16 protein-coding genes are annotated in these 21,533 nt (G+C 71.8%); 6 read left to right on the top strand and 10 right to left on the bottom strand.

Annotated elements, in window-relative coordinates:
• The first annotated feature begins 163 nt into the window (after positions 1 to 163).
• From J2X68_RS32115 to J2X68_RS32095, 5 genes are read left to right on the top strand one after another with little or no spacing between them, the layout of a single operon-like run.
• The gene (locus J2X68_RS32115) at positions 164 to 1,123 is read left to right on the top strand and encodes an STM4015 family protein (RefSeq protein ID WP_310436115.1); all 960 of its coding nucleotides are present in this window, start codon (positions 164 to 166) and stop codon (positions 1,121 to 1,123) included.
• Positions 1,124 to 1,134: 11 nt separating this feature from the next.
• Positions 1,135 to 2,295, top strand: coding sequence for an STM4014 family protein (locus J2X68_RS32110; RefSeq protein ID WP_310436114.1), 1,161 nt, complete (start codon positions 1,135 to 1,137; stop codon positions 2,293 to 2,295).
• Between the two features lie 7 nt (positions 2,296 to 2,302).
• Complete coding sequence (locus J2X68_RS32105) at positions 2,303 to 3,130, top strand: STM4013/SEN3800 family hydrolase (protein ID WP_310436126.1); 828 nt, start codon at positions 2,303 to 2,305, stop codon at positions 3,128 to 3,130.
• Entirely contained in the window at positions 3,127 to 4,485 is a 1,359-nt protein-coding gene (locus J2X68_RS32100; RefSeq protein WP_310436113.1) for an STM4012 family radical SAM protein, read from the top strand. The genes J2X68_RS32105 and J2X68_RS32100 overlap by 4 nt, the downstream gene beginning before the upstream one ends.
• Positions 4,486 to 4,495: 10 nt before the next feature.
• Complete coding sequence (locus J2X68_RS32095; protein ID WP_310436112.1) at positions 4,496 to 5,443, top strand: STM4011 family radical SAM protein; 948 nt, start codon at positions 4,496 to 4,498, stop codon at positions 5,441 to 5,443.
• On the opposite strand, the gene J2X68_RS32090 is transcribed toward J2X68_RS32095, so the two are convergent.
• From J2X68_RS32090 to J2X68_RS32070, 5 genes are all read right to left on the bottom strand, one after another.
• Positions 5,424 to 7,451 carry a glycoside hydrolase gene (locus tag J2X68_RS32090; protein ID WP_310436111.1) on the bottom strand — a complete coding sequence of 676 codons (2,028 nt, stop codon included), beginning with the start codon at positions 7,449 to 7,451 and terminating at the stop codon, positions 5,424 to 5,426. The genes J2X68_RS32095 and J2X68_RS32090 overlap by 20 nt on opposite strands.
• 124 nt (positions 7,452 to 7,575) lie before the next feature.
• Positions 7,576 to 9,621, bottom strand: coding sequence for a beta-galactosidase (locus tag J2X68_RS32085; protein WP_310436110.1), 2,046 nt, complete (start codon positions 9,619 to 9,621; stop codon positions 7,576 to 7,578).
• 120 nt (positions 9,622 to 9,741) lie between these two features.
• Positions 9,742 to 11,079: a sugar ABC transporter substrate-binding protein gene (locus J2X68_RS32080; RefSeq protein WP_310436109.1), complete on the bottom strand. Its 1,338-nt coding sequence runs from the start codon at positions 11,077 to 11,079 to the stop codon at positions 9,742 to 9,744.
• Positions 11,080 to 11,171: 92 nt separating this feature from the next.
• Positions 11,172 to 12,095 carry a carbohydrate ABC transporter permease gene (locus tag J2X68_RS32075; protein WP_310436108.1) on the bottom strand — a complete coding sequence of 308 codons (924 nt, stop codon included), beginning with the start codon at positions 12,093 to 12,095 and terminating at the stop codon, positions 11,172 to 11,174.
• Positions 12,096 to 12,099: 4 nt separating this feature from the next.
• Positions 12,100 to 13,026: a sugar ABC transporter permease gene (locus J2X68_RS32070; protein WP_310436107.1), complete on the bottom strand. Its 927-nt coding sequence runs from the start codon at positions 13,024 to 13,026 to the stop codon at positions 12,100 to 12,102.
• A gap of 293 nt (positions 13,027 to 13,319) precedes the next feature.
• Between J2X68_RS32070 and J2X68_RS32065 the strand changes: the two genes are divergently transcribed.
• Positions 13,320 to 14,312, top strand: a complete 993-nt coding sequence (locus J2X68_RS32065; RefSeq protein ID WP_399041353.1) for a LacI family DNA-binding transcriptional regulator — start codon at positions 13,320 to 13,322, stop codon at positions 14,310 to 14,312.
• Positions 14,313 to 14,553: 241 nt separating this feature from the next.
• On the opposite strand, the gene J2X68_RS32060 is transcribed toward J2X68_RS32065, so the two are convergent.
• From J2X68_RS32060 to J2X68_RS32040, 5 genes are all read right to left on the bottom strand, one after another.
• Positions 14,554 to 15,207, bottom strand: coding sequence for a lysophospholipid acyltransferase family protein (locus tag J2X68_RS32060; protein ID WP_310436105.1), 654 nt, complete (start codon positions 15,205 to 15,207; stop codon positions 14,554 to 14,556).
• Positions 15,208 to 15,514: 307 nt separating this feature from the next.
• Entirely contained in the window at positions 15,515 to 16,090 is a 576-nt protein-coding gene (locus J2X68_RS32055) for a TerD family protein (protein ID WP_310436104.1), read from the bottom strand.
• A gap of 377 nt (positions 16,091 to 16,467) precedes the next feature.
• Positions 16,468 to 17,451 (bottom strand): methylmalonyl Co-A mutase-associated GTPase MeaB, encoded by a 984-nt coding sequence (meaB, locus tag J2X68_RS32050; protein WP_310436103.1) that lies wholly within the window; start codon positions 17,449 to 17,451, stop codon positions 16,468 to 16,470.
• Positions 17,448 to 19,622 (bottom strand): methylmalonyl-CoA mutase, encoded by a 2,175-nt coding sequence (scpA, locus tag J2X68_RS32045; RefSeq protein WP_310436102.1) that lies wholly within the window; start codon positions 19,620 to 19,622, stop codon positions 17,448 to 17,450. The genes meaB and scpA overlap by 4 nt, the downstream gene beginning before the upstream one ends.
• On the bottom strand, positions 19,622 to 21,418 hold the full coding sequence (locus tag J2X68_RS32040) for a methylmalonyl-CoA mutase subunit beta (RefSeq protein WP_310436101.1): 1,797 nt from the start codon (positions 21,416 to 21,418) through the stop codon (positions 19,622 to 19,624). The genes scpA and J2X68_RS32040 overlap by 1 nt, the downstream gene beginning before the upstream one ends.
• Positions 21,419 to 21,533: the final 115 nt, after the last annotated feature.

Here is a 21,533-nt window from a genome sequence, read left to right as displayed (position 1 = left end):
GCCCGCCGGGCGCCTCGCGCACCGGCCTCATGACGAAGACGGTACGGACCACTACTGACAACGCCTCCGAACCGAGGACCCGCCGAGGGAGGCTGTCAGTGCCTGTTGGTAGAACTGCGGACACATCACGGACCGCGCATCTTTTTTCCCGGGGAGCAGCCGCATGACCGTCACCGACCACCTGCACACTCTGTACCGGCTGCCCGCCCACACCTTCCCGGGTCCCGGTGGCAGGACGGACGGCCTGCCCGACCCCGAGACCGTCGCCTGGCGCGTCGCCAGCGACGTCTACGACGCCGACGAGGACTGGACGAAGGCGTTCGCCCGCTTCTGCTCCGCCGTCGACACCACCCGCGTGCGCGCCCTGATCGTCGGCGCCTGGCAGGAGGCCTACGACACGGACCCCTCCGACGTCATCGAGGCGCTGGTGGCCGCCCGGGACCGGTTCCCCGCGCTGCGGGCGGTGTTCCTCGGCGACATGGTGGGGGAGGAGTGCGAGATCTCCTGGATCAACCAGAGCGACGTGACCCCGGTCCTGGCCGCCTACCCCGCGCTGGAGGAACTCGGCGTGCGCGGCGGGTCCGGGCTGCGGTTCCCCGCCGTGAGCCACCGCGCGCTGCGCAGGCTCGTCATCGAGACGGGCGGGCTGCCCGCCGAGGTCGTGCGCGGCGTCGGCGGCAGCGATCTGCCCGAGCTGGTCCACCTCGACCTGTGGCTCGGCACCCCCGAGTACGGCGGCGACGCCGAGGTCGCCGACCTGGAGCCCATCCTGTCCGGCGCGCGTCTGCCGAGCCTGCGTCACCTCGCCCTGCGCAACAGCGAGATGCAGGACGCCGTGGCCGCGGCGGTCGCCTCCGCGCCCGTGGTGGCCCGGCTGGAGGTGCTGGACCTCTCCATGGGCGTGCTGACCGACGAGGGCGCGGCCGCCCTGCTCGGCGGCCAGCCGCTCACCCACCTCAAGAAGCTCGACCTGCACTACCACTACCTGAGCGAAACCCTCCAGGAGCGCGTCCGGCGGACGGTGGAGACCGCGGGCGTCGAGGTGGACCTCGACCCCGACGACGCCGAGGAGGACGCCGACGACGACGGCACGCCGTGGCGCTACGTCGCCGTCGGGGAGTGAGCACCCCGTCCATGGGCCACCGTCCCCCCTCCCTCGAAGAGCTCCGCCGGGGGCGGCCGTCCGAGCCGCGCCTGGCGGTGGTCGGCAACCCGGAGAACCGCCGGGTCGCCCTCTTCGAGGACGCGGTACGCGCGGCCGGCCTGCCGGCCCCGCGTGTCGTGCCGTGGGCGGACGTACTGAGCGCCGGCGGCGCCGACTTCGGGACCGAGGAGATCGTCCGCCTGGACTCGCCCGGCGAGAACCCCGAGGTCGACCGGCTGCTGCGCGGTGCCGTCGATCCGACGCGCGTCGAGGGCTCGGGCCGCTGGTACGCCCGCTTCACCGGCGCGGTGCGCAGCCTGCGCGGCGGCGTCCGCCTCGACGACCCGGACGAGCTCGCGGTGCTGTTCGACAAGCGGCTCTGCCACGCCGTCCTGGACGCGGCGGGCGTCCCGGTGCCCGCCTCACCCACCTCGGGCCCGCGGGGCGCGCCGGTACGCGGCTGGGACGACGTACGCGCGTCGATGCGCGAGCACCGGATGCCCCGGCTCTTCGTGAAGCCCGCCCACGGATCGTCCGCCTCGGGCGTCCTCGCCGTCGAATCGGGCGGCGGCGGCCGGATCAGGGCCACCACCTCCGTGGAACTCGCCGCCGACGGCGGCCTGTACAACTCCCTCAGAACGCGCCGCTACGAACGCGAGCAGGACATCGCGGCCATCGTCGACGCCCTCGCGCCGGACGGACTGCACCTCGAGCGCTGGCTGCCGAAGGCCTCACAGGGCGGCCGGGCCGCCGACCTCAGGGTCGTCGCCGTGGCCGGCCGCGCCACCCACGCGGTGGTCCGCACCAGCCGTACGCCCCTGACCAACCTCCATCTCGGCGGCCGCCGGGGCGACCTGGACGCGGCCCGGGAGGCCGTCGAGGCGGCGGGCGCCCGCTGGACCGACCTGCTGGACGTGTGCGAGCGGGCCGCGGCCTGCTTCCCGCGCACCCTGTGCGTCGGCGTCGACGTGCTGCCGGCCGTCGGCTGGCGCAGGGCCGCGATCGGCGAGGTCAACGCCTTCGGCGACCTGCTGCCCCGGCTCACCGGGCTGCCCGGCAGCGGCGCGGAGGGCCTCGACACCTACGCGGCCCAAGTGGCCGCCGTCCTGGGTGACACCGCCCGGTACAGAACAGGAACACCGCATGCCTGAGCCCGACATGAACGAGGTGGTGGGCAGCCACGACCTGCTGCTCGTCACCCTGGACACCCTCCGCCACGACGTCGCCGCCGAGCTGGCCGCCGAGGGCCGCATCCCCCACCTGGCCCGCCACCTCCCCGGCGGCCGCTGGGAGGAGCGGCACGCGCCGGGCAGCTTCACCTACGCCAGCCACCAGGCGATCTTCGCGGGCTTCCTGCCGACCCCGGCCGCTCCCGGACCGCATCCGCGCCTGTTCGCGGCGAGCTTCGCGGGCAGCGAGACCACCGCGGACGGCACCTACGTCTACGAGACCCCCGACCTCGTCTCCGGCCTCGCCCAGGACGGGTACCACACCGTGTGCATCGGGGGAGTGGGCTTCTTCAACAAGCAGGGGCCGCTGGGCTCGGTGTTGCCCGGGCTCTTCCACGAGTCCCACTGGGCACCGGAGTTCGGGGTCACCTCACCCGATTCCTTCGAGAACCAGGTCGCCCACGCCGAGCGCGTCATCGGCCGCCTCCCGCACGAACAGCGGCTGTTCCTCTTCGTCAACGTGTCCGCCCTGCACCAGCCGAACTGGTTCCATCTGCCCGGCGCGACCCGGCAGACCGGCGACAGCAGGGAAACGCACGCCGCCGCGCTGGAGTACGTGGACCGGCACATCGGGCGCCTGTTCGCCGCCGCGAGCAGCAGGCGCCGCTGCTTCGCCATCGTCTGCTCCGACCACGGCACCGCCTACGGCGACGACGGCTACACCGGCCACCGCCTCGGCCACGAGTCCGTGTGGACCGTGCCGTACGCCCACTTCTTCCTCGACCCCGCACCCCGTCCGGCGGAGGCCGCCCGATGACCACCGCCGAAGCGGCCACCCGCGTCAGCCCCTACCAGCACTACGTCTACGCCTACCCGCACAAGACGGCCTACCGCGAGCTCCCCGACCGCCCGTCGCTGAAAGCCCTCTGGGCGGCCGAGCCCAAGGACGCGCTCTCCCTCTACCTGCACATACCGTTCTGCGAGGTCCGCTGCGGCTTCTGCAACCTCTTCACCCGCATCGGCGCCCCCGACGGGCTGACCGGCGCCTATCTGGACGCCCTGGAACGGCAGGCGACCGCCGTGCGGGAGGCACTGGGGGAGACGGAAGAGGTCCGCTTCGCCACGGCCGCCTTCGGTGGCGGCACCCCCACCTTCCTCACCGCGGCGGAGCTGGACCGGCTCTGCGACATCGCCGAGCACCGCATGGGCGCCTACCTCCGCGCGGTCCCGCTGTCGGTTGAGGCCTCCCCCGCCACGGCCACCGCCGACCGCCTCGCCGTCCTGGCAGACCGGGGCGCCACCCGGCTGAGCCTGGGCGTCCAGAGCTTCGTCGACTCCGAGGCCCGGGCCGCCGTTCGCCCGCAGCGCCGCGCCGAGGTCGAGGCGGCTCTCGCCCGCGTGCGCGACGCCGCCCTCCCGGTCCTCAACATCGACCTCATCTACGGCATCGACGGCCAGAACGAGCGGACCTGGCTGCAGTCCCTCGACGCGGCCCTGGCCTGGCGGCCCGAGGAGCTCTACCTGTACCCGCTCTACGTCCGTCCGCTGACCGGCCTCGACCGCCGCGGCCCGGACCGGACCGCTGCCCCCGACCCGGCCTGGGACGAGCAGCGCTTGCGTCTGTACCGCGCGGGCCGCGACCACCTGCTCGCGCACGGCTACACCCAGCAGTCCATGCGCATGTTCCGCCGCGCCGACGCCCCGCCGCAGGGCGCGGACGACTACGCCTGCCAGACCGACGGCATGATCGGCCTCGGCTGCGGCGCCCGCTCCTACACGGCCGGCCTGCACTACTCCTTCGACTACGCCGTCGGCATGCACCAGATCCGGGGCATCATCGACGACTACGTCGCCACCGACGCGTCCGGCTTCGCCCATGCCGAGGTCGGCCACCCCATGGACCCCCGGGAGGCGCGCCGCCGTCACCTCCTCCAGTCGCTCCTCCAGGCCGAGGGCCTGCGCCTCGACGACTACCGGGCCCGGTTCGGCGGAGCCCCCGCCGACGACTTCGGTCCCGAACTCGAACGCTTCGCCGACCGCGGCTGGCTGACCGACACCGACCCGACGGTCCTCAGGCTCACCCCCGAAGGCCTGGCCCATTCCGACGCCATCGGCCCCGAGCTGTTCTCCCCGGCCGTGCGGGCGGCCATGGCCGCCTACGAGCGGAAGTGACCCCGCCGCCATGGATCTGACCCTGCTCTACCGCGGCCCCCTCGCCTCCTGCGACTACGACTGCCCCTACTGCCCGTTCGCCAAGCGGCGCGACAGCACGGAACAGCTGCGCGCCGACCGGGCCGCGCTCGAACGGTTCGCGCGATGGGCCGCCGCGCACACCGACGACCGGCTCTCGCTCCTGTTCACCCCGTGGGGCGAGGGTCTGGTCCGCTCCTGGTACCGGCGCACCCTCGCCGACCTCTCCCGCCTCCCGCACATCCGGCGGGTGGCCATCCAGACCAACCTCAGCTGCCGCACCGACTGGCTCGCCGAGGCCGACCCCGACACCCTGGCCCTGTGGTGCACGTACCACCCGGGCCAGACGCCGTACGACCGCTTCCTCGCCAAGTGCCGCGGCCTGGCGGAGCGGGGCATCCGCTTCAGCGTCGGCGTCGTCGGACTGCCCGAGCACCTCGACGCGGCCCGCCGCCTGCGCGCCGACCTGCCCGCGCACGTCTACCTGTGGATCAACGCCGCCGAGGGCCACGCCTACGAGGACGCCGAGGCCGACCGGTGGACCGCCCTCGACCCGCTCTTCCCGTACAGCCGCCGTCCGCACACCAGCGCCGGCCTGCCCTGCCGCACCGGCGACTCGGTGATCTCGGTCGACGGCGAGGGCACCGTCCGGCGCTGCCACTTCGTCCGCGCGGAACTCGGCAACCTGTACGACGGTTCGTACCGCGCCGCGCTGCGCCCCCGCCCCTGTCCGCTCGCCGTGTGCGACTGCCACATCGGCTACGTCCACCTCGAGACGCTGCCGCTGTACGACGTCTTCGCGGGCGGGGTCCTGGAGCGGATCCCGGCAGCCGTCCCCGCACAGCACTCCGCCCGCAGCACGAGGATCGCGATGCGGGCGGAGACGACGGACCGGGAGATCCTGCCGGACGGACCGGGGGCTACGGCGTCACGTCCGTGACCCTCCAGCGCTGGTTGGAACCGGAGTTGGCCTGCCAGGTCGTGACGGCCGCGCCCTCGCCGGTCGCCTGGCCGCCGACTTCGAGGAGGCGTCCGGTGGCCACGTTGACCAGGGTCCACGTCCCGTCGCCGGTGGTCGACATGATCCACTCGGTGGCCGGGTCACGCTCGCCGGTGTCGGGTTCGACCACCGGCACGTTGTCGCGGACGGCGAGGCGCCTGCCCTCCGCCGGGTCGGCGAAGACGTAGTGCCGGCGGGCGCCTGTCGTGCCGTACCGGGCGTCCAGCCGCCACTGCTGCGCGGTGCTGCCGTTCGCCGAACCGATGACCAGGTTCGTGCCGTCGGCCGCGACAGTCACCGCCTTGCCGCTCTGCACACCGGTCAGCGTGTAGGAGTGGCCCTTGCTGAACAGACCCGCGTCCTTCGCCACACCGGAGACGCCCTTGACGGCGAAGGAGGTCACGGACTGGGCGGGGACGGTGTAGGTGGCCTTGCCGTCGACGACCTTGACCGGGGCCTGCCGCTGCAGCTTGCCGTCGGCGCTGGTCACCGTCGGGGTGACGGTCGCGTTGCCCTTGACGGTGCGGAACCTGGACAGGTCGAGGGTGACCGTACGGGCCTCGGTGGTGCTGTTGACGTGGACGACCGAGGCACCCTTGCCGTCCCGGGTCACGGCGGCGGCGCTGGAGGTGTCGTCCACCTTGATCAGCTTGTCGCCGGGCTTGATGAAGTGCGTGAAGTTCCGGGCCGTGTCGAACTTGGTGTTGGTGTGGATCGGGCAGGACTGGAGGGTGTCCGTGCTCGTGCAGCTGAACGGGAGCTGGATGGAACCCCAGTTGCCGCCCTTCGCGGACTCGCCGCCCGGCTTCATGTTGTCGTAGTCCTCGACCGGCTGCCAGAACACCCAGGCGGTGGGCTCCAGTTCGCGCAGGTCGTTCACCATCTGCTGGGCCAGCCCGAGGCCCGGACGCATGTCCGTGAAGCTCTGCCCGTCGCCCCAGTCGCCCTCGACCTCGCTCATCCACAGCGGCTTGTCGGCGGCCTTGGCGAGGTCGCGCACGGTGGTGCGCTGTCCGGTGCCGTAGGTATGGACGTTCATCCGGTCGACGAGGTCCTTGGAGGCCTGCGAGTAGGCGTTCCAGTTCGTCGCGAAGAGGGACGGGTTGGTCTCGTCCATCGCCGATATCCCGGCCTTCGTCTTCGCCTTCTGCAGCGCGGGCGCCAGCGCGGCGAGCACCTTCTGCTGGAGCTCGGGGCCGATGTGGGCGCCCTCCTGGCGGCCGCCGACGGGCCGGCCGTTCGCGTCCAGCCGGGTGCTCCAGTAGCCGGTGTTGGGCTCGTTGAACGGGTCGACGGTGTCGACCTTGATGCCCTCGGCCTTCTCCAGCCGCTTCGTCGCACCCGCCAGATAGGCGGCGAAGTCGTCGACCGAGTCGGCCTTGAGCTGGTCGGTGCCGGCGTTGAAGCCGCCGGAGACGTACCCGCTCTCGGTCATGAACCACGGAGGGGAGTTGCTGAACGTCTCCCAGTGGGTGATGTCCTTCTTGATGCGGTCCACCCACCAGCGCTGGGTGGCGTCGGCGTCCTTGTTCCAGTCGGCCGGGTCGTCCGCGCTCCACCAGTCGGTGTCCTCGCGGGTGGTGCCCGCGGGTGCCTTCCACCAGCCCTCGACGGCACCGCCGGCCCGCAGATAGTCCGTGACGTCCGGGGCGTTCCCGCCGCCGATGTTGTACCGGGCGATGTTCAGCGCGAGGCCGTCGTCGCCGAACAGCAGATCGGCGAGCTTCTCGCGGATCGCCGGGGGATAGTCCCCGGTGGCGTTGGCGAACCAGACCAGACTGGTGCCCCAGCCCTCGAACTTCTGCTGCTGGTACGACGGGTCCGGCGTCACGGTGACGGCGGCCTCGGCGTGCGCCTGCACGGGGACGCTGAGGAGGGCGGCCCCGGTGGCCAGCGCGGTGAGTGCGGCGGCCCCGAGGTTGCGTCTGCTGCGGGTACGGCGTGCCATCTGTGCTCCCAACTGCGGTGCGGTCGCTGTGGTGGGCCCCTTCTGCCGCGCGGGCAGGAGGGGATGGCCCTCGGCGCGGGTGCGTTCCGCGCCGAGGAGTCGTGGGCGGTGCGGGTGCGTGACGTCAGTCGCCGGGCCTGCTCAGTACGGCGACCTCCCGCGGGCCGAGGACGAGGGCGCCCTCCGTGCCGCGGGTGCCGATCAGGATCTCTCCGGCCAGCCCGGTCACCGGAACCGTGTCGTCGGTCCGGTTGACGAGGAACAGGAACCGCTCCTGGGCGCCGCGCCGGACGGTCAGCTCGACCGACCCCCGGATGTCCGCCGGGAGTTCACTGCCGACCCCGGCCGGCTCCAGCAGCCGGGGCAGCAGCGAGGTGAGCCCGTCGACGCCGAGCCGGGTGGAGACGTACGAGGCGGATCCGCCGCCCGTCGGGCGCCGGGTGACGGCGGGCCGTCCGGCGTACACCCCGGTGCGGTAGTGCGCCAGTACCTCGGTGTCGCCGTCGGTGACGGTGATCCGGTCGGTCCACAGGCTGCCCGACGTGGCGTCGTCCAGTTCCACGGACTCCCCGGCGAGCAGCGGGCCGAACTCCTCGATGCGGATGCCGAGCAGGTCGCGCAGGGCGCCCGGGTAGCCGCCGAGCCAGATGTGGTCGTTCTCGTCGACGACCCCGGAGAAATACGTGGTGACGAGGTGGCCGCCCTGCTCGGCGTAGCGCGTGAGGTCCTTGGCCAGTTCGGCCGGCACCACGTGCAGCACGGGCGCGATCAGCACCTGGTGCCGGGAGAGGTCGGCGCGGGTGGTGACGAGGTCGGCGCGGATGCCGAGGGCGAGCAGCGCCGAGTACCAGTCGAGGGCCTCCTGCCGGTAGTCCAGCAGGGCGGTGGGGTGGGAGTCCTGCTCACTGGCCCACCACGACTCCCAGTCGTAGAGGATGCCGACGGCCGCCGGCTCCCGCTCCGAACCCGCCACCGGGGCGAGGGCCTTCAGCGTGGCGCCGAGCTCGACCACCGCGCGGAACAGGTCGCTGTCCTCGCCGGCGTGCGGGACCATCGCCGAGTGGTACTTCTCGGCGCCGGCCGCCGACTGCCGCCACTGGAAGAAGCACACCGCGTCCGCGCCGTGCGCCACGTGCAGCAGCGAGTCACGGGCCAGGTCGCCGGGCCGCTTGGCGACGTTGACGGGCTGCCAGTTGACGGCGCTGGTGGAGTGCTCCATCAGGAACCAGGGCCGGCCGCTCGCGATGCCGCTGACGAGGTTCGCGGAGAAGGACAGCTCGTCGCGGTCCTGCGGGCCGGGGTGGACGTAGTGGTCGTTGGAGACGAAGTCGATCTCGCCCGCCCAGTCCGGGTAGTTCATGCCCTTGGTGCCGCCCATCACCATGAAGTTGGTGGTGACCGGGATGTCCGGCGTGATCTCCCGCAGGATCTCCCGCTCCGCGACCAGGTGGTCCTTCAGCGCGTCCGAGGAGAACCGCTTGAAGTCCAGCTGCTGGGTGGGGTTCGGGTGCGAGGCGGCCAGCCGGGGCGGCAGGATCTGCTCCCAGTCGCTGTAGCGCTGCGACCAGAACGCGGTGCCCCAGGCGTGGTTGAGGGCGTCGAGCGAGCCGTAGCGGGCGCGCAGCCAGACCCGGAAGGCGCGGGCCGCGTCGTCCGAGTGGTCGTAGATGTTGTGGCAGCCCAGCTCGTTGGAGACATGCCAGGCGACCAGGGCCGGGTGGTCCTGGTACCGGTCGGCGATCTTCCGGACCAGCCGCAGGGCGTGCTCGCGGAAGACGGGCGACGTGGGCCGCCAGTGCTGGCGCGCGCCCGGCCAGAGCGTCTCGCCGTTCGCCGTGACCGGCAGGATCTCCGGGTGGGCGGTGGTGAGCCAGGGCGGCGGGGAAGCGGTGGCGGTGGCCAGGTCGACGCCGATCCCGCCCGCGTGCAGCAGGTCCATGATCTCGTCGAGCCAGCCGAAGTCCCAGGTGTCCGGCCCCGGCTGGATGCGGGCCCAGGAGAAGATCCCCACGGAGACGACGGTGACGCCGGCCTCCCGCATCAGCCGCACGTCCTCCTCCCACACGTCCCGGGGCCACTGCTCGGGGTTGTAGTCGGCGCCGTAGGCCAGGCGCGGAGCGGGGTCACCGTCCGCCCCGCGCAGCATGCGGGACTGGAGGGTGGAGATCATGGCGGTCCTTCCGGAGGTGGTGCACGGGGGCGGCGCGGCCCGGGAGCCGCGCCGCCCGGCGTTTGGTGCTTCTCGGCTGCTTGCCGAGTGCGTGTCGTATGTCGGCCGACTGCTCGCCGACTACTTCTCGACGGTGAAGCCCTGCTCCTCGCCGTACTTGATCGAGGCGTCCTGCCAGGCCTTCAGGCCGTCCGCCAGCTTGGTGCTGGAGACGTAGGCCTTGCCGACGGTGTCGTTGAAGATCGAGTTCGCGTACGGCTGGAACGGGAGGTACGACCAGTCGCTCGCCACGTTCGCGGCGGACTCGGCGAAGATCTTGTTCGCCTCCTGGCCGTCGAAGTAGTCGAACTTCTTGCTCTGGAACGCGGCCGACTCGAGCTCCGCCTTGGTGGCGGGGAAGGCGCCCTCGCCGACGCGGGTGGCGACACCGGCGCCGGAGTTGGCGTACTCGGTGAAGGCGTAGGCCAGTTCCTTGTTCTTGGCCAGCGCCGGGACCGCCAGCGAGCTGCCGCCGTTCTCCGCGCTCGCCTTGTCGCCCGCGGTCCAGGCCGGCATCGCCGCCGCGCGCCACTGGCCCTTGGCGTTCGGGACGCCCGTGACGAAGTTGGCGGGCATCCACGCGCCGGTGGCCAGGGTGGCGATGGTGCCGTCGCCCAGACCCTTGTACCAGTCGTCGGTCCAGCCGTTGACGGGGGCGAGCAGCTTCTCGTCGATCAGCTTCTGCCAGACCGTCTCGAACTTCTTGGCGCCCGCGTCGTCGAAGTCGATGGCGACCGTGGTGCCGTCGACCTTGTAGGGGCGCGAACCGGCCTGCCACAGCAGGGAGGTGGTGAAGCCCGCGTCACCGAGGTCGTTGGCGATGTAGGCCTTGGGGTCGGCCTTGTGGAGCTTGCGGGCCGCGTCCAGGTACTCGTCCCAGGTGGTGGGGACGGCGATCTTGTACTTGTCGAAGACGGTCTTGTTGTAGAACAGCGCCATCGGGCCCGAGTCCATCGGCAGGCCGTACACCTTGTCGCCGTCGCTGACCGCGTTCCACGGGCCGGGCGTGTACTTCGAGGCGAGCTTGTCGGCGCCGTAGGGAGCCAGGTCGGTCAGGCCCTTGGTCAGCGAGTACTGGCCGAGCGCGAAGTACTCGACCTGGGCCACGTCGGGGACGCCCTTGCCGGCCGAGATCGCGTTGGACAGCGCGGTGTAGTGCTTGTCACCGGAGCGCTCGCCGACCAGGTTGATCTTGACCTTCGGGTACTTCTTCTGGAAGTCGGCGGCCACGGTCTTCAGGGTGGGCTCCCAGGCCCAGACCGTGATGTCGCCGCCCTTGTCCAGCGCGGCCTGGATGTCGCCGGCCGAGACGGCCTTCGTGTCGGAGTCGTCGTCCGAGCCACCGCAGGCGGTGACGCCCAGGGCGAGGGTCGAGACGAGGGCGATGCCGCGCAGGATGCGGCTCGTTGTTCTGCGCATGGGGCTGCTTCCACTTCTTCGTGGGTGGGACAGGTGAGGGTGGGGGTGGTGCCGGTGGTGCTCAAATGTGGGGCTTGTGGACGCGGCCCACGTCACTCCTTGACACTTCCGGCGGCGAGGCCGGACTGCCAGTACTTCTGGAGGAACAGGAAGGCGGCGATCAGGGGGAGGATGGTGAGCAGGGACCCCGTGATCACCAGGTTGAAGATCACGTCGCCGCCGATGGTCTGTGCCTGGGAGCTCCAGGCGCTCAGACCCAGCGTCAGCGGGTACCAGTCCGGGTCCTTCAGCATGATCAGCGGGAGGAAGTAGTTGTTCCAGGTGGCGACCGTGGTGAAGAGCAGCACGGTCACGATCCCGGGGGCCAGCAGCGGCAGCGCGACCTGGAAGAAGGTCCGTGCCTCGCTCGCCCCGTCCATCCGGGCCGCCTCCAGCAGCTCGGTCGGGATCGCCTCCGCGGCGAACACCCACATCAGGTAGAGGCCGAACGGCGACACGAGCGACGGGATGATCACCGCCCACGGGGTGTCGGTGAGCCCCATCTTGCTGAACATGAGGAAGGTCGGCACCGCCAGTGCCGTACCCGGCACGGCCACCGCGCCGATGACGACGGCGAAGACGGCACGCTTCCCGGGGAACTGGAACTTCGCCAGTGCGTAACCGCCCAGCACGGCCAGCAGCGTCGCGCCGCCCGCGCCGAGCACCACGTACAGCAGCGTGTTCACCAGCCAGCGGCCGAAGATGCCGTCGTGGTAGGTGAAGGTGTCCCGGATGTTGTCCCACAGGGCGAAGTCGTGGGCGAACCACAGGCCGTTGGACGACGCCAGGCCCGTCTGGGTCTTCGTGGCGTTGATGACCAGCCAGATCAACGGCACCACGGTGTAGAGGACCATCAGGCCCATCAGCACCGTGAGCAGCACATTGCGCTTCGGCTTGCCCGGGTTGTGCTTCTTGCGCGGGGTCCGCAGCCTGGGCGCGGAGCTCTTCGCGGGGGAGGCGGTGACAGAGGTGCTCATCGGGTCACGCTCCCTTGCGCATGCCGCGCAGCTGGACGGCGTAGGCGACGATCATCGTGATGACGCCCATGATGATGGCCACCGTCGCGGAGTAGTTGTGCTGCTGGCCGTTGAAGGACAGCGAGTAGGTGTAGAAGTTCGGCGTGTAGTCCGTGGTGATGGCGTTCAGCGCCAGTGGACGCAGGATGCTCGGCTCGTTGAAGAGCTGGAAGCTGCCGATGATCGAGAAGATCGTCGCGATGACGATCGCGCCCCGGATCGCGGGCAGCTTGATGGAGCTGATGATCCGCCACTGGCCGGCGCCGTCGATCTCCGCCGCCTCGTACAGCGAGGTGGGGATGACCCGCAGCGCCGAGTAGAAGATCAGCATGTTGTAACCGACGAACTCCCAGGTCACGATGTTGCCGATGGAGGCGAGCACCCAGCTGGGGGAGAGCAGGTCGGGAAGGGTGACGCCGAACGCGGAGTTGATGTCGCCCACCAGGCCGTACTTGGTGCCGTACATGAAGCCCCACATCAGGGTGGCGACCACGGCGGGCACGGCGTACGGCAGGAAGATCGTGATCCGGAAGAAGCTCTTGCCGTAGAGCCGGCCGCTGTCCAGCGCCAGCGCCACCAGCAGGGCGATGCCGAGCATGATCGGCACCTGGACGGCCAGGAAGAGCGCCACCCGGCCCACCGCCGACCAGAACGCGTCGTCCTGGAGCGCTCGCGTGTAGTTGTCCAGGCCGACGAACTGGTTGCCGCCGATGAGCTGGTCCCGGAAGAGGCTCAGATAGACCGAGTACGCGATCGGGGCCAGGAAGACCAGGGCGAACACGGCCACGAAGGGGCCGATGAAACCCCACCCCGTCCAGGAGCGGCGGTCCCCTTTCGCCGGAGGAGGTGCCGGCCGCGGCTCGGCGGCCACCGGCGGTTGCAGCGTCGTCATGTCGTTCCTCGCTCATCCAGTCCTGGAACCGGGGCGGTGGTGCGCGGAGATTTCCGAACGCCCCACCGCCACCATGATGTTTACGTAAACATCAGCCACGCAAGAGGCTCGGCGAGCTGTTATGTTTACGTAAACATCTGATGGCGGCATGTCTACACTGCCCCGATAACGATGGTCAAGGGTCCTCCGGGGAGACCGTGGCACCTGCGCCGACAGAGAGGTGGGCACACCGAGTGGACATGGCTGAAAGAACACCGGCCCAAGTGCAGGGACGCTCCCGGGCCACCGCTTCCATGGCGGACGTCGCGCGGCTCGCCGGGGTGTCCTCGCAGACCGTCTCGCGGGTCTCCAACGGTTACGCGGGTGTGAACGAGGAGACCCGGCAGCAGGTCCTCGCGGCCATGAAGGAACTCGGCTACCGGCCCAACAGCGCGGCCCGCGCCCTCAAGCGCGGTGAGTTCCGCACGATCGGCGTCATCACGTTCACGCTGTCCACGACCGGCAACGTGCGCACCCTGGAGGCGATCGCGACCTCGGCGGCCGCCGAGGGCTACGCGGTGACCCTGCTCCCGGTGGCGGTGCCCACCACCGACGAGGTGCGCGGCGCGTTCTCCCGGCTGGAGGAACTGGCCGTCGACGCGGTGATCGTCATCATGGAGGTCCACCTGCTGGACGCGGCCACCGTGAAACTCCCGCCGCACGTCCAGGTCGTGGTCGTGGACTCCGACGCGGGCGACCACTACACCGTCGTGGACACCGACCAGGCGGGCGGCACCAGGACCGCCGTCCAGCATCTGCTCGACCTGGGCCATCGGACCGTCTGGCATCTCGGCGGTCCCGAGGGTTCGTTCGCGGCGCAGCGCCGCGCCGACGCCTGGCGGGCGGCCCTCGTCGAAGCGGGCCGCCCCGCCCCGCCCCTGGTCAGGGGCGACTGGTCGGCGGAGTCCGGCTATCTGGCCGGCCTCGAGCTGGCCGCCCGTGAGGACTGCACCGCGGTCTTCGCGGCCAACGACCAGATGGCCCTGGGCCTGCTGCGCGCCCTGCACGAGGGCGGGCGCCGGGTGCCGGAGGACGTCAGCGTGATCGGCTTCGACGACATCCCCGAGGCCGGCTCCTTCCTGCCCCCGCTCACCACCCTGCACCAGGACTTCGCGGAGGTCGGCCGGCTCTGCGTCCAGGCCGTGCTGCGCAAGATGCGTCCGGACGGCTCGGAACACGGAACGACGCTCGTGCCGACGCGGCTGGTGATGCGGCAGAGCACGGCGCCGCCGCCCGCGGAGCGGTGAGGGCCGCGCCGGACGACGGGGCCCGCGGCGCGAGCGGCGGACGCCGGGTGGGTGCGGCAGTGGCGGGGTGTCGGCCGCGCCGTGTCGCAGGTTCCCGCCTTGTCGTGGGTTTCCGACGTGTCTCGGGTTCCCGACGTGTCGTGGGTTTCCGACGTGTCGTGAAAGCCCGCGTGTTCGTCCATGGCCGTCGCGAGGGCCTCCCGGGGGTTCGCCCCCGTCCGGCCCGGGTCCTCTGCCGTGACTACCTGGGGTGTTCGCCCACGGCGCGGGCCGCCGTGCGCCAGGCCGTGGTGACGGCGAGCCGGGCGGCCGCCGTGCCGCGTTCCGTCTCCGCGGGCAGCCGCAGCGGTGCGCCGAGGTGGACATGGCAGTGCGGTCGCCTGACCGGCGCCGTCAAGGTGCCCGCCAGCTGCTTCGCGGCCGACCCGGAGGCGATCCGCCGCGCGCCCGCGTGCCCCACCGGCACCACCAGCGCGCCGGTCGCCTGCGCCAGCCGGGCGAGCCCGGTACGGAACGGCTCGGGCGCGGTGGCCGCCGCGTCCCTGCGTCGCGGCAGCCGGCCCTCGCCGTAGAGGAGCACGTGCCGTCCTCCGGCCAGCGCCTCGGCGGCGGCGTCGAGCGCGAGCGCCGCGTGCGCCGTCCGGCGGTGGACCGGGATGTGACCCTCCCGGGTCAGCGCCCGGCCGAGCAGCGGTATGCGCCACAGTCCCGCGGTCGCCATCACGACCGGTTCGAGCTCCAGTCTGCGCAGCGCGGTCATCACGACGGCGGGGTCGGCCAGGGAGTCGTGGTTGGCCACGAAGAGGGTCCCCGCGGGCAGGCGCAGCTTGATCTCACTGGTGACGGTGAGCCGCCCGAAGAACGGTGTCAGGGCGATGACGGCACGGCTGAACACGAGGGAACCTCCGGTAAGGGCGATCGGAGCCTCAGTGTCGTGCCGGGGGCGGGGAACGCGCCTGAGTATGGATACTCACCTGCTCGACGGGTGCACCGGACGAGCGGCTCGTCCCCACCCCGCCCTTGGCTCTTCCCGCGCCCGTGCCGGCGGGAGCACACCGGTCCGGCCGCGCGCACGGAGGCGACGCACCGGGCGTCGGGACGACTCCGCCGGGCGAGGAGACGGGCGTGCCGGTGCGGTCCGGCGGCCGGCCGGCCTGCCCCGCCCCGCGGCGGGGCGGCCGGGTCCGAGAAGGCCGCCCCGGTCAGACGTTGACGCCGAAGTCGGAGGCGATCCCGGCGAGTCCGGAGGCGTACCCCTGGCCCACGGCGCGGAACTTCCACTCCGTGCCGTTGCGGTACAGCTCGCCGAAGACCATCGCGGTCTCGGTCGAGGCGTCCTCGGAGAGGTCGTACCGTGCGATCTCCTGGCCGCCCGCCTGGTTGACGACGCGGATGAACGCGTTGCGGACCTGGCCGAAGCTCTGGCCGCGGTTCTCGGCGTCGTGGATGGAGACCGGGAAGACGATCTTGTCGACCTCGGCGGGCACGGCGGCGAGGTTCACCTTGACCGACTCGTCGTCGCCCTCGCCCTCACCGGTGAGGTTGTCGCCGGTGTGCTCGACCGAACCGTCCGGGCTCTTCAGGTTGTTGTAGAAGACGAAGTGCTGGTCGGACAGGACCTTGCCGGACGCGTCCAGGAGCAGGGCGGAGGCGTCGAGGTCGTAGTCGGTGCCCGTGGTCGTCCGCACGTCCCAGCCCAGGCCGACCAGGACCGCGGTCAGGCCGGGCGCCGCCTTGCTGAGGGATACGTTGCCACCCTTGGACAGGGAAACTCCCACTGTCTTCCTCCTGGTTGAGATGGTCGAGTCTGATGGAGATGTCGTGCGCGGATGCGCCACATCGAATCTACAGCACTGTAGAAAATATGGGGAAAGTGCCGCCGCCGTCCCCCGAAGGGCGAACTCGGGTGCAGATACTGGCACAAGGGTGCCTTGAGCGGGCGGTTGTGTCTTCGCGTGTGAGGGTGCGTGTCCGCGTCCCGGCTTCTCCGTGACGGCGCGACGGGGTGACGGCGCGACCGCGTCACGTACGGTCCGGTCGGCGGCGACGCCGACGGCACGAGCGGGAAGGGCGATTGCGGCCCGGGTGTCCTCGGCGGCGGGACGAACCTCGCCGCGAGGGCGGACGTCCGGCGGACGCCGTCGTCCGGGGCCGGTCAGTTCTCCTTTGCGCCGAACGCCTTCAGGATGTGCTCCGCGGCCAGGGTGGCGGTCGACTCGCCGTCCCTGACCTGTTGTTCGAGACGGGGGGCCAGCGCCCGCACCGCCGGGTCGGCGTGCAGACGGCCGAGGAGTTCGTCGCGGACCATGGTCCAGGTCCAGTCGACCTGCTGGTCGCGGCGCTTGGCGGCGAGACGGCCGGTGGAGTCGAGGAGCGTGCGGTGCTGCTCCAGGCGTTCCCAGACCGTGTCCAGGCCGGTCGACTCGCGGGCGCTGCAACTGAGCACGGGGGGTGTCCAGGCCGCGTCCCGGCCGTGCATCAGGCGCAGCGCGCCCGCCAGTTCGCGGGCCGCCGTCCGGGCGTCGCGCTCGTGCGGACCGTCCGCCTTGTTGACGGCGATCACGTCGGCCAGTTCCAGGACGCCCTTCTTGATGCCCTGGAGCTGGTCGCCGGTGCGGGCGAGGGTGAGCAGCAGGAAGGAGTCGACCATGTTCGCGACCGCGGTCTCCGACTGGCCGACGCCGACCGTCTCGACCAGCACCACGTCGTAGCCCGCGGCCTCCATCACCACGATCGACTCGCGCGTCGCCTTGGCGACGCCGCCGAGCGTGCCGGCGGTGGGGGAGGGGCGGACGAAGGCCGCAGGGTCGACGGCCAGACGCTCCATGCGGGTCTTGTCGCCGAGGATCGAGCCGCCGGTGCGGCTGGACGACGGGTCCACGGCGAGCACCGCGACCCGGTGGCCGAGTCCGGTGAGCAGGGTGCCGAACGCGTCGATGAACGTCGACTTGCCCACGCCGGGCACCCCGCTGACGCCGATCCGCCGGGCCCGGCCGCTGTGCGGAAGCAGTTCGGTCAGCAACTGCTGCGCGAGCGCACGGTGTTGGGGCCGGGTGGACTCGACGAGTGTGATGGCGCGGGCGACGACCGCGCGCTTCCCGTCGAGCACACCCTTCACATAGGCGTCGACATCGATCACCGGTCGTGTCCGAGGTCGGCCGACAACTGTGCCACCAGGTCGTAGGCCGCGTCCGGGATCACCGTCCCGGGCGGGAAGACGGCCGCCGCGCCCATCTCCAGGAGCGTGGGCACGTCCTGCGGCGGGATGACCCCGCCGACCACGACCATGATGTCCTCCCGGCCCTCCGCCGCCAGCTCCTCGCGGAGTGCCGGCACGAGGGTCAGGTGGCCGGCGGCCAGCGACGAGACGCCCACGATGTGCACGTCCGCCTCCACCGCCTGGCGGGCCACCTCGGCCGGGGTCTGGAAGAGCGGGCCGACGTCCACGTCGAAGCCGAGGTCGGCGAACGCGGTGGCGATCACCTTCTGGCCGCGGTCGTGGCCGTCCTGGCCCATCTTGGCGACCAGGATGCGCGGGCGGCGGCCCTCCGCGTCCGCGAACGCGGACACGAGAGCGCGGGTGCGGTCCACGGACGGGGACTCGCCTGCTTCGTTGCGGTACACGCCGGAGATCGTACGGATCTGGCTCGCGTGACGTCCGTACACCTTCTCCAGGGCGTCGGAGATCTCGCCGACGGTCGCCTTCGCGCGGGCCGCGTCCACCGCCAGCTCCAGCAGATTGCCGTCGCCGCCCGCGGCCCGGGTGAGCGCGTCCAGCGAGTCCTGGCAGGCCCGCTCGTCCCGCTCCGCGCGCAGCCGGCGCAGTTTCTCGATCTGCTGGGTGCGGACGGAGGAGTTGTCGACCTTGAGGACGTCGATCTGCTCGTCGGTCCCGACGCGGTACTTGTTGACGCCGATGACCGGCTGGCGGCCGGAGTCGATGCGCGCCTGGGTGCGGGCCGCGGCCTCCTCGATGCGCAGCTTGGGGATGCCTGCGTCGATGGCCTTGGCCATGCCGCCCGCCTGCTCGACCTCCTGGATGTGCGCCCAGGCCCGGCGGGCCAGGTCGTACGTCAGCTTCTCGACGTACGCGCTGCCGCCCCACGGGTCGATCACCCGGGTGGTGCCGGACTCCTGCTGGATCAGCAGCTGGGTGTTGCGGGCGATGCGCGCCGAGAAGTCGGTGGGCAGCGCGAGCGCCTCGTCCAGGGCGTTGGTGTGCAGCGACTGCGTGTGGCCCTGCGTCGCCGCCATCGCCTCGACGCAGGTGCGGGTCACGTTGTTGAACACGTCCTGCGCGGTCAGCGACCAGCCCGAGGTCTGCGAATGGGTGCGCAGGGAGAGCGACTTGGCGTTCTGCGGGTCGAACTGCCTGACCAGCTTCGCCCACAGCAGCCGCGCCGCCCGCATCTTGGCGATCTCCATGAAGAAGTTCATGCCGATCGCCCAGAAGAACGACAGCCGCGGCGCGAACGCGTCCACGTCCATCCCCGCCGCCCGCCCGGCCCGGATGTACTCGACTCCGTCGGCCAGCGTGTACGCCAGTTCCAGGTCGGCCGTCGCGCCCGCTTCCTGAATGTGGTAGCCGGAGATGGAGATGGAGTTGTAGCGGGGCATCCGCTGCGAGGTGTACGCGAAGATGTCGGAGATGATCCGCATCGACGGCTTCGGTGGGTAGATGTAGGTGTTGCGGACCATGAACTCCTTGAGGATGTCGTTCTGGATGGTCCCGGCCAGCTTCTCGGGCGGCACGCCCTGTTCCTCCGCCGCCACGATGTAGAGCGCGAGGACCGGCAGCACCGCGCCGTTCATCGTCATCGACACCGTCATCTTGTCCAGCGGGATGCCGTCGAAGAGCTGCCGCATGTCGAGGATGGAGTCGATGGCCACGCCCGCCATGCCGACATCGCCGGTCACGCGCGGGTGGTCGCTGTCGTAGCCCCGGTGGGTGGGGAGGTCGAAGGCGACCGACAGGCCCTTCTGGCCCGCCGCCAGATTGCGCCGGTAGAAGGCGTTGGACTCCTCGGCGGTGGAGAAGCCCGCGTACTGGCGGATCGTCCAGGGCTGGTTGACGTACATCGTCGGGTACGGGCCGCGCAGGTACGGGGCGATGCCCGGGTAGGTGCCCAGGAAGTCCAGGCCCTCCAGGTCGCGGCCCGTGTACAGCGGCTTGACCGCGATGCCCTCCGGGGTCTCCCACAGCGGCTCGTCACCGCCGGTGGCCTGCTTGACGGCGGTACGCCACTCGTCGGGGCCGCCGTCGACGGCCGGGGTCCCCAGCTCGATCCCGGAGAAGTCGGGGATTCCCATCAGGACACTCCCATGCGGTCGAGGGCGGCGGAGAGCACGGCGACGGCGTCGCAGCCCGCGAAGACGTACGTGTCGACACCCGGGTACTGCCCCGGGCGGCCCGCCAGGAACACGTGCGAGGCGCCCGCGTCCCGGAGCTCGTGGGCCAGGGCCGCCGCCTGCTCCTCGTACAGGGCGTCGCTGGAGCAGAGGACGGCCTCGGTGGCGCCGCTGTCCGCGAAGGAGCCGTCCGTGACGGGCTCGATGCCGCCGGCCTGGAACAGGTTCGCGGCGAAGCCGAGGCGGGCGGTGTGCGCGGCGGCGGGACCGAGGGCGGCCAGAAAGACCCGCGGGCGGGAGCCGGTCGCCGCGAGGTGGGCGTCGGAGCGGGCGCGCAGTCTCTCGTACGACTCGTCGCGCCGTACCCGGGGCAGCCCGCCGGAGCGGGGCGCGGGCGCGGGCTCGCGCTCGACCGGACGCTCGGCGAGGTTCGGGAACTCGCTGACGCCGGTGACGGGTTCGCGTCGCCCGGCCAGCTTGGCGCTGCGGGCCTCCCAGGTGTCCGCCAGGTCCCGGCCGATCCGGCCCGAGCGCAGCGCGGCGGCCTGGCCACCCGCCCGCTCGATCTCCCGGAAGGACTCCCAGCCCGCGTGGGCGAGTTCGTCGGTGAGCCGCTCCACGTACCAGGAGCCGCCGGCCGGGTCGACGACCCGGGCCAGGTGGGACTCCTCGATGAGGATCGTGGACGTGTTGCGGGCGATGCGCCGTGCGAAGGCGTCCGGCAGCCCCAGCGAGTGGTCGAAGGGCAGGACGGTCACCGCGTCGGCGCCGCCCACCCCGGCCGCGAGCGTCGCGACGGTCGTGCGCAGCATGTTCACCCAGGGGTCGCGCCGGGCCATCATCACCGGCGAGGTCACGGCGTGCTGCACCTGACCGGCCGCGGCCCCGCAGACCTCGGTGACCCGCGCCCAGAGCCGGCGCGCCGCGCGGAGCTTGGCGACGGTCAGGAACTGGTCGGCGGTGGCCGCGTACCGGAACTCCAGCTGGCCGGCGGCGAGATCCGCCGGCAGGCCCGCCTCGGTCAGCTCCCGCAGGTAGGCCACGGCGGTCGCCATGGAACAGCCCAGCTCCTGCGCGGCCGAACCGCCGGCCTCGTGATACGGCAGCGCGTCCACGGTCAGCGCCCGCAGCCCGGGATACCTCTCGGCGCACAGGCGCGCGAGACCGGTCACGGGGGTGAAGTCGTGGCCGCGGCCGGTACGGGCCTCGTGGCCCAGCGGGTCGGCGCCGAGGTTGCCGCGCGCCGCCTCCGGGGCGACACCTCGCTCCTCGTACAGGCGCAGCAACTCCCGTGCGGCGGACTCGACATCGCCTCCGGCGTCCAGGACGACGGGCGCCAGGTCGAGATACACGCCGTCGAGCACCCGCTCGAGCGAGGCGACCGGGATGCCGCCTTCGCCGAGGACCAGCCACAGCGAGGTGACGCCGTTCTCGAGGTCGGTGAGGACCGCGCCGCCGGACGTGTGCTGCTGCCGCACGTCCCAGCCGCCGACGGAGTTGCCCTCCGCCCGGCCGCCCCGGACGAAGGGCGCGAAACCGGGCAGGCCGGGGTCGGGCGCGGGGTCGTGGGCGCTGTACAGGGGCCGGAGGCGGAGCCCGTCCTCCAGCGCGGTGGACAGGGCTTCCTCGGCTGCCGCGTCCGAGACGTCCCTGCCCGACTTGCGCAGCACACCCGCCACGAGGCGCTGCCACTGCTCAGGAGTCGCGTCAGGGAACTCGGCGGCCAGCGAAAGCCCGTCTTCGGGCAGGACCGTCATGCTCGGATGCTAGGCCAGACGGGCCGAGCGAGAGCAGAGGGCGCGGCTGTGACCTTGACCGCTCGCCCCCTGTGACCTCGGCCTCTTCCCCGCCGGGCGGGCCGCTTCGGCCGCG

The organism is Streptomyces sp. 3330, assembly GCF_031456635.1.
Lineage (GTDB): Bacteria > Actinomycetota > Actinomycetes > Streptomycetales > Streptomycetaceae > Streptomyces.
Note: the sequence above shows the minus strand (reverse complement) of the source record. Positions and strands in the feature narration are given on the sequence as shown.

Excerpts from the sequence above, each read along its gene's own strand:
- J2X68_RS32095 (WP_310436112.1), top strand. The coding sequence starts at position 4,496 with ATGGATCTGACCCTGCTCTACCGCGGCCCCCTCGCCTCCTGCGACTAC.
- J2X68_RS32065 (WP_399041353.1), top strand. The coding sequence starts at position 13,320 with ATGGCGGACGTCGCGCGGCTCGCCGGGGTGTCCTCGCAGACCGTCTCG.
- J2X68_RS32090 (WP_310436111.1), bottom strand. The coding sequence starts at position 7,451 with ATGGCACGCCGTACCCGCAGCAGACGCAACCTCGGGGCCGCCGCACTC.
- scpA (WP_310436102.1), bottom strand. The coding sequence starts at position 19,622 with ATGGGAATCCCCGACTTCTCCGGGATCGAGCTGGGGACCCCGGCCGTC.
- J2X68_RS32115 (WP_310436115.1), top strand. The coding sequence starts at position 164 with ATGACCGTCACCGACCACCTGCACACTCTGTACCGGCTGCCCGCCCAC.
- J2X68_RS32070 (WP_310436107.1), bottom strand. The coding sequence starts at position 13,026 with ATGACGACGCTGCAACCGCCGGTGGCCGCCGAGCCGCGGCCGGCACCT.
- J2X68_RS32075 (WP_310436108.1), bottom strand. The coding sequence starts at position 12,095 with ATGAGCACCTCTGTCACCGCCTCCCCCGCGAAGAGCTCCGCGCCCAGG.
- J2X68_RS32040 (WP_310436101.1), bottom strand. The coding sequence starts at position 21,418 with ATGACGGTCCTGCCCGAAGACGGGCTTTCGCTGGCCGCCGAGTTCCCT.
- J2X68_RS32105 (WP_310436126.1), top strand. The coding sequence starts at position 2,303 with ATGAACGAGGTGGTGGGCAGCCACGACCTGCTGCTCGTCACCCTGGAC.
- J2X68_RS32085 (WP_310436110.1), bottom strand. The coding sequence starts at position 9,621 with ATGATCTCCACCCTCCAGTCCCGCATGCTGCGCGGGGCGGACGGTGAC.
- J2X68_RS32100 (WP_310436113.1), top strand. The coding sequence starts at position 3,127 with ATGACCACCGCCGAAGCGGCCACCCGCGTCAGCCCCTACCAGCACTAC.
- J2X68_RS32110 (WP_310436114.1), top strand. The coding sequence starts at position 1,135 with ATGGGCCACCGTCCCCCCTCCCTCGAAGAGCTCCGCCGGGGGCGGCCG.
- J2X68_RS32080 (WP_310436109.1), bottom strand. The coding sequence starts at position 11,079 with ATGCGCAGAACAACGAGCCGCATCCTGCGCGGCATCGCCCTCGTCTCG.